At 71.7% G+C, this 13,575-nt stretch carries 12 protein-coding genes and 1 other RNA gene; 10 read left to right on the top strand and 3 right to left on the bottom strand.

The genetic code is table 11. From position 1 onward, the window contains the following. Positions 1-677, bottom strand: a 677-nt coding sequence (locus V7E45_RS32410) for an FHA domain-containing protein (RefSeq protein ID WP_333777808.1), incomplete at its 3' end; no start/stop codon positions are given. A 364-nt stretch (positions 678-1,041) separates the two neighbouring features. On the opposite strand from V7E45_RS32410, the gene V7E45_RS32405 reads away from it, so the two are divergent. The 4 genes from V7E45_RS32405 to V7E45_RS32390 all read left to right on the top strand — a co-directional run bounded on the left by V7E45_RS32405 (position 1,042) and on the right by V7E45_RS32390 (position 6,436). Further along, complete coding sequence (locus V7E45_RS32405; protein WP_333777810.1) at positions 1,042-2,724, top strand: serine/threonine-protein kinase; 1,683 nt, start codon at positions 1,042-1,044, stop codon at positions 2,722-2,724. A gap of 111 nt (positions 2,725-2,835) precedes the next feature. Beyond that, on the top strand, positions 2,836-4,059 hold the full coding sequence (locus V7E45_RS32400; protein ID WP_333777807.1) for a serine/threonine-protein kinase: 1,224 nt from the start codon (positions 2,836-2,838) through the stop codon (positions 4,057-4,059). An 88-nt stretch (positions 4,060-4,147) separates the two neighbouring features. After that, complete coding sequence (gene prfB / locus V7E45_RS32395) at positions 4,148-5,254, top strand: peptide chain release factor 2 (RefSeq protein ID WP_333777806.1); 1,107 nt, start codon at positions 4,148-4,150, stop codon at positions 5,252-5,254. Positions 5,255-5,557: 303 nt separating this feature from the next. Then, positions 5,558-6,436 (top strand): hypothetical protein, encoded by an 879-nt coding sequence (locus tag V7E45_RS32390; RefSeq protein ID WP_333777805.1) that lies wholly within the window; start codon positions 5,558-5,560, stop codon positions 6,434-6,436. A gap of 131 nt (positions 6,437-6,567) precedes the next feature. Here V7E45_RS32390 and V7E45_RS32385 read toward each other — a convergent pair whose 3' ends face one another. Further along, positions 6,568-6,759 (bottom strand): hypothetical protein, encoded by a 192-nt coding sequence (locus V7E45_RS32385; protein ID WP_317443646.1) that lies wholly within the window; start codon positions 6,757-6,759, stop codon positions 6,568-6,570. Between the two features lie 232 nt (positions 6,760-6,991). On the opposite strand from V7E45_RS32385, the gene ftsE reads away from it, so the two are divergent. The 5 genes from ftsE (at position 6,992) to ssrA (ending at position 10,896) form a co-directional block, all read left to right on the top strand. Then, positions 6,992-7,681 carry a cell division ATP-binding protein FtsE gene (ftsE, locus tag V7E45_RS32380; RefSeq protein ID WP_020940379.1) on the top strand — a complete coding sequence of 230 codons (690 nt, stop codon included), beginning with the start codon at positions 6,992-6,994 and terminating at the stop codon, positions 7,679-7,681. A gap of 34 nt (positions 7,682-7,715) precedes the next feature. Next, complete coding sequence (gene ftsX / locus V7E45_RS32375) at positions 7,716-8,633, top strand: permease-like cell division protein FtsX (RefSeq protein ID WP_333777804.1); 918 nt, start codon at positions 7,716-7,718, stop codon at positions 8,631-8,633. Positions 8,634-8,700: 67 nt separating this feature from the next. Further along, entirely contained in the window at positions 8,701-9,870 is a 1,170-nt protein-coding gene (locus V7E45_RS32370; protein ID WP_333777803.1) for a S41 family peptidase, read from the top strand. Between the two features lie 58 nt (positions 9,871-9,928). Next, positions 9,929-10,408, top strand: coding sequence for an SsrA-binding protein SmpB (gene smpB, locus V7E45_RS32365; RefSeq protein ID WP_333777802.1), 480 nt, complete (start codon positions 9,929-9,931; stop codon positions 10,406-10,408). 102 nt (positions 10,409-10,510) lie between these two features. Continuing rightward, positions 10,511-10,896, top strand: a transfer-messenger RNA (tmRNA) gene (gene ssrA, locus V7E45_RS32360). An 86-nt stretch (positions 10,897-10,982) separates the two neighbouring features. Here ssrA and V7E45_RS32355 read toward each other — a convergent pair. Further along, positions 10,983-12,257 (bottom strand): MFS transporter, encoded by a 1,275-nt coding sequence (locus tag V7E45_RS32355; RefSeq protein WP_333777801.1) that lies wholly within the window; start codon positions 12,255-12,257, stop codon positions 10,983-10,985. Between the two features lie 84 nt (positions 12,258-12,341). Here V7E45_RS32355 and V7E45_RS32350 point away from each other — a divergent pair, with 84 nt between their 5' ends. Beyond that, complete coding sequence (locus tag V7E45_RS32350; protein ID WP_333777800.1) at positions 12,342-13,313, top strand: LysR family transcriptional regulator; 972 nt, start codon at positions 12,342-12,344, stop codon at positions 13,311-13,313. The last annotated feature ends 262 nt before the right edge of the window (positions 13,314-13,575 follow it).

The following is a 13,575-nucleotide window of genomic DNA, read 5'->3' as shown; positions in this document are numbered from 1 at the left end:
GCTTCCAGGGCGACCCGTACGCAGCCCTCCCCGTCCGGCACCGTGCGCACCCGGGCCCCGGGCCCGCCGGACGGCGTGACCCGCAGGGCGGACTCGCCGATCCGCAGCAGCGCCCCCGCGGAGAACCGCACCGGGCGCTCGCCCACGCGCGTGCCGTCCAGGGCCGTGCCGTTCGTGGAGCCGAGGTCGGCCACCGAGACGCGGCCGTCGGCGGCCACGGTGACCGCGCAGTGCACACGGGAGACGTCCGGGTCGTCCAGCGGGACGTCGGCGTCGGCGGAGCGGCCGACGGTGATCCGGCCGCCGTGCAGCAGATGGACCCCGCCCGCGTCCGGTCCCGCGACCACGTGCAGCTGGGTCGGGGCGTCGTCCAGTTCGGGATGCGGCTCGGGGGCCGCCGGTGCGCCCAGGGACAGCACGGCGCCGTCGACCAGGGGAGGCTCGCCGAGGGTGTGGCGGCGGGGGTCCAGCCGGTCCGTGCCCGCGTACAGCACGACCGGGGAACCGCCGGTGTCCCGGCCCGTGCCGCCCTCCCCGGTGACCGCCGAGGCCAGCGCCGACGCCACGGCGCCCAGGTCCGTGCCCGCGGGCGCCGTCACCAGCACGTCGCGGCTCGCGGCTCGGCCCCGGTGCGGGGTCGGGCCCAGCGGGTCTACGACGGTCAGCCGGATCTGCATCGCCGTCAGCGGTCCCTTCTGCCCGGGCGCGGACGTACCCCACCCCCGCACGAGCACTCGGCCAGTACTGCACGCATCCTCGCACCTGTCGCTGACAACACGCCCGCGCCCCGGGGCCAAGTGATCTTGATTGGTCAGCTCTGCCCCCAAAAGTGCCTGACCACTGGCGCATCGATGATCAGTTGAGATCGGTCACGTGCCGCCCTTGGCAACCAGGAGACCGGAGCGAGCGTCTTTCCTTCGAACATCGACGGGAACGTTTACGTAGTGCCCTCGGGGGCGGCACTACAGTGGATCGGAACACCGGAACACCGGCGAGCAAGCAGCCATGCAAGCAGCCAGCAAGCAGCAGGGAGCGCGTGACGTGCGGCCAGTCGGCAGCAAGTACCTGCTCGAGGAGCCGCTCGGACGCGGCGCCACGGGCACTGTCTGGCGTGCTCGCCAGCGCGAGACCGCGGGTGCCGAGGCGGCCGTGCCCGGCCAGCCCGGCGAGACGGTCGCGATCAAGGTCCTGAAGGAAGAGCTGGCGAGCGACCCGGACATCGTGATGCGGTTCCTGCGGGAACGCTCCGTCCTGCTCCGGCTCACCCACCCCAACATCGTCCGGGTCCGCGACCTGGTCGTCGAGGGTGACCTGCTGGCCCTGGTCATGGACCTCGTCGACGGCCCCGATCTGCACCGCTACCTGCGGGAGAACGGCCCCTTCACCCCGGTCGCCGCGGCCCTGCTGACGGCGCAGATCGCCGACGCCCTCGCCGCGAGCCACACCGACGGCGTCGTCCACCGCGACCTGAAGCCCGCCAACGTGCTGCTCCGGCAGTACGACGGCCAGATGCACCCGATGCTGACCGACTTCGGCATCGCCCGCCTCGCCGACTCCCCGGGCCTGACCCGGACCCACGAGTTCGTCGGCACTCCCGCCTACGTCGCCCCGGAGTCCGCCGAGGGCCGTCCGCAGACCTCCGCCGTCGACGTCTACGGCGCCGGCATCCTGCTCTACGAGCTGGTCACCGGCCGTCCGCCGTTCTCCGGCGGCAGCGCGCTCGAGGTCCTGCACCAGCACCTGAGCGCCGAGCCGCGCCGGCCCTCCACCGTCCCGGACCCGTTGTGGACGGTGATAGAGCGCTGCCTGCGCAAGAACCCGGAGGAGCGGCCCAGCGCCGAGAACCTCGCGCGCGGGCTGCGGGTCGTCGCCGAGGGCGTCGGTGTGCACGCGAACGCCGCGCAGATCGCCGCCGCCGAGGGCGTCGGCGCCCTGCTGGCCCCCGATCCGGCCCCGGCCGCGGTCCCTGGCGTGCCCGGCGCCGCCGACCCCACCCAGGTGCTGCCGACCAACGCGCCGGGCGGGTACGACCCGAACGCCGCGACCAGCTTCCTGCCGCACACCGGCGGCCCCGCCGGCGCGGCCGACCCCACGGCCGTCCTGCCGAGCACCGGCGCCGCCGACCCGACCGCGGTCCTGCCGCCGGTGCCCCAGGGGCAGCCGGGCGGACAGCCCGAGCAGCCGCACCCCTGGCAGACCCAGCTGCGCGCCGCCCGCGACCGCAACGAGCAGACGCAGATCCAGTACATCGACCCCGACGAGGACCCGCTGCGCCGCCGCCCCCAGCGGCAGGTGGCCAGGCCGCAGCAGCAGCCGCGCCAGGCGCCGCAGGCGCGTCCGCAGCAGCCCCAGCCGCGCGGCCGGCAGCGGCCGCCGGCCGGGTACGGCTACCCCGAGCAGCAGCAGCCCCAGCGCTACGCCCCGCAGCAGCAGCCGCAGCGGTACGCGCCCCCCGCCCCGGAACCGCAGCGGCCCGCGCGCGAGCCCCGGCCGGCCCGGCAGCGCGGCGCCAACCCGATGAAGATCCCCGGCCTCGGCTGCCTGAAGGGCTGCCTGTTCACGATCGTCATCCTGGTCGTGGCGAGCTGGCTGGTCTGGGAGCTGACCCCGCTGCACAACTGGATCGGCCAGGGCCGGGGCTACTGGTCCCAGCTCAGCGACTGGGCCGGCAAGGTGAGCCACTGGGTCAAGCGGATCGGGGATTCCTCCGGTAGCGGCAACTGATCGCCAGTTTGGGAATTTGTCGACATCTGGCGGGTGATTTCCGTCTCCACGGTGAAGGTTGGCTCCTCCGGCGCGTAGTTTTAGCGACAACACGCGTCGGTAGGAGCAGTCTTGGCACGGAAGATCGGCAGCCGGTACACCGCCAACCAGATCCTGGGGCGGGGCAGCGCCGGCACGGTGTGGCTGGGCGAGGGGCCCGACGGTCCCGTCGCCGTCAAGCTGCTGCGCGAGGACCTCGCGTCCGACCAGGAACTCGTCGGCCGCTTCGTCCAGGAGCGCACCGCACTCCTCGGCCTGGACCACCCGCACATCGTCTCGGTCCGCGACCTGGTGGTCGACGGCAACGACCTGGCCCTCGTCATGGACCTGGTACGCGGCACCGACCTGCGCACCCGCCTGGAACGTGAGCGCCGGCTGGCGCCCGAGGCCGCGGTGGCGATCGTCGCCGACGTCGCCGACGCCCTCGCGGCGGCCCACGCGGCCGGGGTCGTGCACCGGGACGTGAAGCCCGAGAACGTCCTGCTGGACATGCAGGGCCCGCTCGGCCCGGGCGGCGCCCACCCGGCGCTGCTCACCGACTTCGGCGTCGCCAAACTGATCGACTCACCGAAGCGTACCCGCGCCACGAAGATCATCGGCACCCCCGACTACCTGGCCCCCGAGATCGTCGAGGGCCTGCCGCCGCGCGCCGCCGTCGACATCTACGCCCTGGCGACGGTCCTGTACGAGCTGCTCGCCGGCTTCACGCCCTTCGGGGGCGGCCACCCCGGCGCGGTGCTGCGCCGGCACGTCACCGAGAGCGTCGCGCCCCTGCCCGGCATCCCCGACGAGCTGTGGCAGCTCATCGTCCAGTGCCTGGCCAAGGCCCCCGCCTCCCGGCTGCGCGCCTCGGAGCTGGCGGCCAGGCTCCGCGAGCAGCTCCCGATGCTCGCGGGCATGCCGCCGCTGGACGTGGACGAGCCCGACCTCTCCGAGGAGGCGGACGAGGAGCCGGTGCCGCCCGCTCAGTCCGGGGCGGAGCCGGTACGGCGGCGCGGCGCGGTGTCCCTGGTGCCCGGCGCCAGGCCGGACTCCAACCGGGACACGCACACGTCGATGCGGGTGCCGGCGCCGGACGAGCTGGCCGGCGGCGCGCACGGGACGGCACGGGTGCCCCGGGCCTCCGGTGCGCCCAGGCCGGGCTCGGCGCGGCACCGGGCGACCGTACGGCGGCGCAGGATCACCCTCGGCGTGGCCGGGGTGGCCGTCGCCGCCCTCGTGGGCGTCGGCGCCTGGTGGGCCGGTTCGGGAGGGGACGAGCCGCCGCAGGACACCCACAGCACCTCGGCCCCGTGACCTCCCGGCGGCGGGCTGCGGGGCGCCTGCGGTCCCCGGCTGGGCGCACCCTGCCTTGGGCGCTCGGCGGAGCCGTTACGCTGGAGGCGTGGCAGTCGTCGATGTATCCGAAGAGCTGAAGTCCCTCTCCTCGACCATGGAGTCGATCGAGGCCGTCCTGGACCTCGACCGGATGAGGGCAGACATCGCCGTGCTCGAGGAGCAGGCGGCCGCGCCGTCCCTGTGGGACAACCCGGACGAGGCGCAGAAGATCACCAGCAAGCTCTCCCACCTCCAGGCCGAGGTCAGGAAGGCGGAGGCGCTGCGCGGCCGGATCGACGATCTCGCGGTCCTCTTCGAGATGGCCGAGGAGGAGGACGACCCGGACACCCGGGCCGAGGCCGAGTCCGAGCTGGTGTCGGTGCGCAAGTCGCTGGACGAGATGGAGGTCCGTACCCTCCTGTCCGGCGAGTACGACTCCCGTGAGGCGCTGGTCAACATCCGCGCCGAGGCCGGTGGCGTGGACGCCGCCGACTTCGCCGAGAAGCTCCAGCGCATGTACCTGCGCTGGGCCGAGCAGCGCGGCTACAAGACCGAGCTCATCGAGACGTCGTACGCCGAAGAGGCCGGCATCAAGTCGACCACCTTCGCCGTGCAGGCGCCGTATGCCTACGGCACCCTCTCCGTCGAGCAGGGCACGCACCGCCTGGTGCGCATCTCGCCCTTCGACAACCAGGGCCGCCGCCAGACCTCCTTCGCGGGCGTCGAGGTGCTGCCGGTCGTCGAGCAGTCCGACCACGTCGAGATCGACGAGACCGACCTGCGCATCGACGTCTACCGGTCCTCCGGACCCGGCGGCCAGGGCGTCAACACCACCGACTCGGCGGTGCGCATCACGCACCTCCCCACCGGCATCGTGGTCTCCTGCCAGAACGAGCGGTCGCAGATCCAGAACAAGGCCACCGCGATGAACGTCCTCCAGGCCAAGCTGCTGGAGCGGCGCCGGCAGGAGGAGCAGGCCAAGATGGACGCCCTGAAGGGCGACGGCGGCAACTCCTGGGGCAACCAGATGCGCTCGTACGTGCTGCACCCGTACCAGATGGTCAAGGACCTGCGCACCGAGTTCGAGGTCGGCAACCCCGAGTCCGTGTTCAACGGCGAGATCGAAGGCTTCCTCGAGGCCGGTATTCGCTGGCGCAAGCAGCAAGAGAAGTGACTTTGTCGACATGACAACTGCCGCCCTGGAGGCGGCAGTTGTCATTTGTCTGGGTTTTACATCACACTCACAGGCTCCAACTCCCAACAAACGCCCCCCTGCTGGACATTGCGCGCGCAATGGCCTTGACGCTGCTTTGAAAAGTGGGAAGGGTGAAGCGTGGCATGCGTATCTCTGGGGCGCATGTGAACCGGGGGAATGGAAACGCTCGACTCGCATCGGGCTTCGTCAGCTGCCTCCGTCGATCACGGCCAGCCCCGAGCGCCGCCTCATTGACGAACAGCTACTGGGGGTAGCAACCACATGACGAAGAAGACGCGGATCCGGGTCGCGCGGATAGCCGCCGGCGCCGTGATCGCGGCCGGTGCCTCGCTGACCGCGGCCGGTGCCGCCTCCGCCCTGGACCTCGGTGTCCAGGCGGGGCCGCTCACCCTCGGGGTGAGCGCGGACGGAGAGGACGACGGCGGCGCCGACGGCGGCACCGACGGCGGTTGCCCGATCGGCATCTGCACCGACGGTGGCACCGACGGCGGCAGCGTTGACGGTGGCACTGCGGATGGTGGTACCGCTGACGGCGGCACCGCCAGCATCGGTGGTACCGCTGACGGCGGCACCGCAGATGGTGGCACCGCTGACGGCGGCGCCGCTGACGGTGGTACCGCCAGCATCGGTGGTACCGCTGACGGCGGCACCGCGAGCGTCGGTGGCACCGCGAGCGTCGGTGGGACCAGCACCGACGGCGGCACCACCACGACCGGCGGCGACGGCAGCACCGGCGGCAACAACTCCGGTGGCAACGGCAACACGGGCGGCGACAGCACCACCGGTGGCGGTTCCAGCACCGGCGGCGGCTCCAGCACCGGTGGCGGCAACGGAGGTTCCGGTGGCAACGGCGGCTCCGGCAACGGCGGCTCGACCGGCGGCTCCGGCACCTCCGGCGGCAACGGCCACACCACCCCCGACGGTGGCGGCAACGACAACGTCCCGCAGGAGGAGGGTTCCTCGACCCTCACCGACACCGGCTCCGACACCACGGCCCAGGGCGGCGACAAGCAGCTCGCCGAGACCGGTGCCGGCCAGACCGCGTTCCTGATCGTCGGCGCCGCGACCATGATCGCCGGCGGCATCGGCTTCCGCGTCCTGCCGCGTCTGGTCAACGGCCGCGGCGGCGCTGCGGCCTGAACGTAACCCCGCGGTCACACACCGCAGGCGGCACGCTCGCCGAAGGGCCCGGAGCTCGGCGCTCCGGGCCCTTCCGGCGTCTTCCCGGGCCGTCGCGCACGTCGTCGCGTGCGCCGTCCCGGACGGGTCTCCTACGCGGTCTGGTGCGCCAGCAGCGCGACCGTGGCGATCAGCACCGCGAGCAGCGCGATCAGCGCCATGGGGTTCAGCCCCGCGAAGAAGTTCTCCTGCTGCAGTCGCTCGCGGTTGGCGCGGCACACCGGGCACCGGCCCTCGCTCACCGGCGACGCGCAGTTCGCGCACACCAACCGGTCGTACGTCATGCGCTCGCCCTCCTCGCGCCGGCCATCACACATATAACGCACACGGGAACCAGAACGTTCCCCCTCCACTCTGCCAGGTTCCCCCGGAAAGAGCGCGGGCGCCCGGAGAACCCCACATTCACGCCTGTACAAAAACGCACAAGCCGCACCCAACCACGCCCGGGCCCTGCGCTCGCGCACCCGGTTCGCGTATGGTCACGCTCATCTACCCCCGGCGACCCGTGGTGCATCCGTGATCCGATTCGACAACGTCTCCAAGGTCTACCCCAAGCAGACCCGCCCAGCCCTGCGGGATGTGTCCCTGGAAGTGGAGAAGGGCGAGTTCGTCTTCCTCGTGGGATCCTCCGGCTCCGGGAAGTCCACCTTCCTGCGGCTCGTCCTCCGCGAGGAGCGGTGCAGCCATGGCCAGGTGCACGTGCTGGGCAAGGACCTCGCCCGCCTCTCGAACTGGAAGGTGCCGCAGATGCGCCGCCAGCTCGGGACGGTCTTCCAGGACTTCCGCCTCCTGCCGAACAAGACGGTCGCGGAGAACGTGGCCTTCGCGCAGGAGGTGATCGGCAAGTCGCGCGGCGAGATCCGCAAGTCCGTGCCGCAGGTGCTCGACCTCGTCGGACTCGGCGGCAAGGAGGACCGCAGGCCCGGCGAGCTGTCCGGTGGTGAGCAGCAGCGCGTGGCCATCGCGCGCGCGTTCGTCAACCGGCCCAAGCTGCTGATCGCCGACGAGCCCACCGGCAACCTCGACCCGCAGACCTCCGTCGGCATCATGAAGCTGCTCGACCGCATCAACCGGACGGGCACCACCGTCATCATGGCGACGCACGACCAGAACATCGTGGACCAGATGCGCAAGCGCGTCATCGAGCTGGAGAAGGGCCGCCTCGTGCGTGACCAGGCCCGCGGCGTCTACGGCTACCAGCACTAAGCAAGTTCACGACGGAAAGGCTTGACCAGACGCCATGCGCGCCCAGTTCGTCCTGTCGGAGATCGGTGTCGGTCTCCGCCGCAATCTGACGATGACGTTCGCCGTCATCGTCTCCGTCGCCCTGTCCCTCGCCCTCTTCGGCGGCTCCCTGCTGATGAGCGACCAGGTGAGCACCATGAAGGGCTACTGGTACGACAAGGTCAACGTCTCGATCTTCCTGTGCAACAAGAGCGACGCGCAGTCGGACGTCAACTGCGCCAAGGGCGCGGTCACCGAGGACCAGAAGAAGCAGATCCTCAGCGACCTGCACAAGATGCCGATCGTCGAGAAGGTCGCGTACGAGTCGCAGGACCAGGCGTACAAGCACTACAAGGAGCAGTTCGGCAACTCCCCGCTGGCCAGCTCGCTCACGCCGGACCAGATGCAGGAGTCCTACCGCATCAAGCTCAAGGACCCGCAGAAGTACCAGGTGATCGCGACCGCGTTCAACGGCCGTGACGGGGTGCAGTCGGTGCAGGACCAGAAGGGCATCCTGGACAACCTCTTCCAGCTGCTCAACCTGATGAACCGGGCGGCCCTCGGTGTGATGGCGCTGATGCTGCTCGTCGCGCTCCTGCTGATCGTCAACACCGTGCGTGTCTCGGCGTTCAGCCGCAGGCGCGAGACCGGGATCATGCGCCTGGTCGGTGCCTCGGGCTTCTACATCCAGGCGCCGTTCATCATGGAGGCCGCGGTCGCCGGACTCATCGGCGGTGGCCTCGCCTGCTTCTTCCTCGTGATCGGGCGGTACTTCACGATCGACCACGGCATGGCGCTGTCCACCAAGCTCACCCTGATCAACTTCGTCGGCTGGGACGCGGTGTTGACCAAGCTCCCGCTGATCCTCGCGACCAGTGTGCTGATGCCGTCCCTGGCGGCGTTCTTCGCGTTGCGCAAGTACCTGAAGGTGTGACGCATGCCAACGGGGCCGTACGGGCAAGCGACCGTACGGCCCTTCGCGTTGTCCTAGACTCACCGCCATGTCGGGCCGCGACCTGTTCTGTCAGCCCCGCCGCTTCGGCCGCGGGGCCGCCCTGACGTTGGTCTTCGCCGGTGTCCTCGTCGCCGGCGCGGCCACCGGCTCCTTCCCGGACAACGGCCAGGGGAGCCATTCAGGCCGCAAGACCGCCGCCGGGCCCGCGCGTTCGGCGTCCCACGAGGACGTGCGGGAAGCCGCGGCCCGGGCCATGGCCGACGGCAAGTCGCCGATGGAGGCGGCCGAGCGGGCCGTCAGCCGCAGCGGCGACCGCTGGGGCGCCGTCTACTCCGAGGACGAGTACCAGGAGTTCCGGGACGCCCTCGACGGCCAGTACACCGGCGTCGGCCTGTGGGCGCGGCGCGAGGCGGACGGCCGTATCGAGGTGACCCGGGTGCAGTCGGGCTCGCCGGCGGCCGACGCCGGGATCCGCGCGGGCGACCGGCTGCGCAGCGTCGACGGCGGCGCTGTCGACGGACGGCCGGTCACCGAGGTGGTCTCCTTACTCCGCGGCGACGCCGACGACGCGCCCGCCGGTACGACGGTCACGCTCGGCCTGCAGCGCGGCACGCGCGCGTGGACCGAGACCCTGCACCGGGCCCGCCTGTCGACCGACTCGGTGACCACCCGCAAGCTGCCCGGCGGGGTCACCGTCATCAGGATCGCCTCCTTCACCAAGGGCTCGGGTCACGCCGTGCGCGCCGCGGTACGGCAGGCCCCGGCCGGCATCGTGCTCGACCTGCGGGGCAACTCCGGCGGTCTGGTCACCGAGGCCGTGGACACCGCCTCCGCCTTCCTGGACGGCGGCCTGGTCGCCACCTACGACGTCGACGGCGCCCAGCGCGCCCTGCACGCCCGCGCCGGCGGCGACACCGCCCGGCCGCTGGTCGCCCTCGTCGACGGGGGCACGATGAGCGCGGCCGAGATGCTCACCGGGGCCCTGCAGGACCGGGGCCGCGCGGTGGTGATCGGCTCCCGCACCTTCGGCAAGGGCTCCATCCAGATGCCGACCGAGCTGCCCGACGGCTCCGTGGCCGAGCTGACCGTGGGCCACTACCGCACCCCGTCCGGGCACGCGGTGGACGGCCGGGGCATCACCCCCGACCTTGACGCGGGGCCCGGAGCCCTGCGGCGGGCGGAGACGGTCCTCACCGGCCTGGGCGACCCCTCGTAGCCCCCCTCTTAATGCGCTTCCCTCCCACCCCCTCCATGGTGCGAAAATGGTCGGCACTATGGCTAAGGAAAAAGGGCGCAAGCTGATCGCGCAGAACAAGAAGGCGCGGCACGACTACCTCATCCTCGACACGTACGAGGCCGGTCTCGTCCTGATGGGGACCGAGGTGAAGTCACTGCGCCAGGGGCGGGCCTCGCTGGTCGACGGCTTCGTGCAGCTGGACGGTCACGAGGCGTGGCTGCACAACGTGCACGTGCCCGAGTACAGCCAGGGCACCTGGACCAACCACAGCGCCCGGCGCAAGCGGAAGCTGCTGCTGCACCGCGACGAGATCGACAAGCTGGAGTCGAAGTCCCAGGAGACCGGTCACACCATCGTGCCCCTGGCCCTGTACTTCAAGGACGGCCGGGCCAAGGTCGAGATCGCGCTGGCGAAGGGCAAGAAGGAGTACGACAAGCGCCAGACCCTGCGCGAGAAGCAGGACCGTCGCGAGGCGGACCGCGCCATGTCGGCCGTGCGCCGCAAGCAGCGGGGCTAGCGGGAATACGCTGGCCTCGACCCGCGTTGGTCACGTACGATGGCAGCAGCACCCCACGGAGGGTGCGTGTGACCCTCTCCGGAGGGATTGAAAAATCAACATGGGGATGATCGGTTTCGACAGCGGATGTCGAAGCAGGGGAAGCGTGTCGAGGAAGCGGCCATGATCTCGTAAACCACAGGCCGAAAACAATAATCGCCAACACCAAGCGCGATTCCTCCTCGTTCGCCCTCGCTGCCTAATTAGCAGCTAGCGAACTCTCATAGGAGTGTCAGCCCGGGGCTGTTCCCGACCCGGATCCTGGCATCGACTAGGGGACTAAACCTTGATCCCGGTCACGGGGTGAAGAGGGAAACCAAACAGTGACTGAGCCCGTCGGAGACTTGTCCGCGTGATCTCCGGGGCCGAGAAAAGCGAAGCGGACTGCACACGGAGAAGCCCTCCTTCTGCACCGTTGGACGCGGGTTCGATTCCCGCCATCTCCACCAGCTCCCCGCGGGGAGTACCCCATGTGGGCAACGGCCCCGTCGCTTCCGAGCGGCGGGGCCGTCGTCATGCCGTGGCGCAGCCGCCGTCACGCGGCGGCCGCAGCGGCGGCCGTGTCGGCACCGGCCGTGTCGGCGGCGGCCGTGTCGGCACCGGCACGGGTCACCGCGGCCAGCACGAGGGCGAGCGCGGCGGCGGTCACCGGCACGGCGTACGCGGTGGTGGGGGAGAGGTGCTCCACCGCCCAGCCGCCCGTCGCCGAACCGCAGGCGATTCCGGTCAGCAGGCCGGTCACCACCAGGCTCATCCCCTCGTTGAGGCGGTCGGCGGGGGTACGGCGCTGGACCAGGGTCATCGCCGTCACCATCGTCGGTGCCGTCGCCATCCCCGCCGGCAGCAGCGCGGCCGCCAGCACCCACAGCGACCCCGTCGCCCACGCGGCCAGCCACGGCAGTGTCATCAGCGCGGCCATCCCGGCCAGGCAGTGGCCGAGCCGCAGCCCGGCCGGTTTCAGGGCGCCGTAGACCAGGCCCGCCGCGCACGAGCCCGCCGCCTGAAGCGCGAGGACCGCGCCGGCCGCCGCGCGGTGCCCCTGGGCGTCCGCGTAGGCGATCGTGACGACCTCCATGGAGCCGAACACCGCGCCGGTCGCCACGAAGCAGGCCAGCAGCGGCGGGATCCCGCGGGTGCGCAGCGGCGAGGGGCCCTTCGAACGGGTCGCCGGCGGCGGCTCGGTCGCCCGCTGGGCGGTGAACACCAGCATGCCGCCGAGCAGCAGGACGGCACCGGTGAGGGTGCCCGCCTCCGGGAAGAAGGCGCCGGTCAGGAAGGACGCCAGGACCGGGCCGAGCATGAAGCACAGCTCGTCGGCCGCCTGCTCGAAGGAGTTGGCGGTGTGCAGCGCCCCGGGGTCGTCGCGCAGCAGGTGGGCCCAGCGGGCGCGGGACAGGCCGCCGATGTTGGGGGTGGACGCGGTGGCGGCGTAGGCGGCGAACAGGGTCCAGTTCGGGGCGTCGTAGCGCACGCAGAGCAGCAGCGCGAGGCTGCCGAGCACCGCCGTCACGGTGGCCGGCACGGCGATCCGGGTCTGTCCGTACCGGTCGACGAGCCGCGCGATCCAGGGCCCGGCCACCCCGGTCGCCGCCAGCCCGGTGGCGGTGACCGCACCGGCGAGGGCGTACGAGCCCCGGGCCCCGGCGATCATCACCACCGCGCTCACCCCGAACATCCCCATGGGCAGCCGGGCGATCAGGTTGCCGGCGGTGAAGGCGCGGGTGCCGGGGAGGCGGAACAGGCGGCGGTATCCGGTGGACGGTGACGGTGCGCGCCGTATTCGGGCGGCTTCGGTGGTCTGTTGCGGCATGACCCCACGGTCACCCGGAGTGGATCACCGGGTCCAACACCTTCTCCGTGCCGATTCACGCGCTTCCGTTGTAAATTCCCCCGCATGCCCGCTCCCGTCTCCCTCGACCCCCGGCTGCTGCGCGCCTTCCTGGCCGTCGCCGAGGAACTGCACTTCACCCGGGCCGCGGCCCGGCTGTACGTCGCCCAGCAGGCGCTCAGCAGGGATGTGCGGCGCCTGGAACGGGAACTGGGCGCCGAGCTGTTCCTGCGGACCACCCGGCAGGTCGCGCTGACGGCGGACGGCGAGCGCCTGCTGCCGCACGCCCGGCGGGTGCTCGCCGCCCAGGACGATCTGCTGGCCGCCTTCGGGCAGGCCCGGCCGCTGCTGGTCGACCTCAACTCCGCGGGGCTGGTCACGGGCCGGCGGGTGCTGCACCGGGCCCGTGAACTCGCCCCCGACTGCGAGCTGATGGCCCGCTACGAGAGCGGCCTCACGGGAGCGGCCGGGGAACTGCTGGCGGGCCGGCTGGACGCCTCCTTCGGGCGCTTCGCCGGCCTGGAGCCCGCCCTGCGGTCCGGGCTCGAACAGCAGCCCGTGCGCTGGGAGCCGATGGCCGTGGTCCTGCCCGACGACCACCCCTTGGCCGCACTTCCCGAGGTCCCGGTGGCCGCGCTGGCCGGTGAGACGGTGTACGCCGGGGCCGGGAACCCGCGCACCCGGGAGTGGACCGATCTGGCGGTTCACCTTTTCGAGGGGCACGGCATCCGACTCGCATCACCCCTTCCGCTGGCGGTCGGGGACGAGGAATTCGAGCGGATCATGGCCAAGACCCGCAATCCGATTCTGGCCGTGGTGGACTTTCCGGCCATGCCCCGCACGGTGCTACGGCCGCTCGTCGATCCCGTACCGCTGTCGCCGGTGTCACTCGTGTGGCGAAAGGGGCTGGTCCACCCCGGGCTGGACGCGCTCAGAGCGGCCGCGACGGAGATCACTCGCGCCGAAAGGTGGCTGCTACGGCCAACCGACCGATGGTTCCCGGCCATTGATGATCGTGTGATGAGCGCCCAGAAGTGAGGGTGGCAACCACGAAACCCCGGTCGCTGGACGCGGGGGGCGGCGCAGGCCGGCGTGAGGACGGCCCGCGGGGCGTCCGCCCTCACCGGCCGCCCACGGGCCGAGTGAGAGCAACGTTCCCTCGCGGTCACTCGCACAGCCACCGGCAGGAAACGCGTCCTCCCTACCTTCGGGTCCCAGTTACGCACTGGACGAACGAGCACCCGGAGCCCCGTGGAGGCGCCATGACAGCCCCAGCCCCTACCCCGCCCCCGCCCCTGAC

Origin of the sequence: Streptomyces sp. IBSBF 3136 (genome assembly GCF_036815105.1) — a bacterium.
Classification (GTDB): Bacteria; Actinomycetota; Actinomycetes; order Streptomycetales; family Streptomycetaceae; genus Streptomyces.
This window is presented reverse-complemented; position numbering and strand designations above follow the sequence as displayed.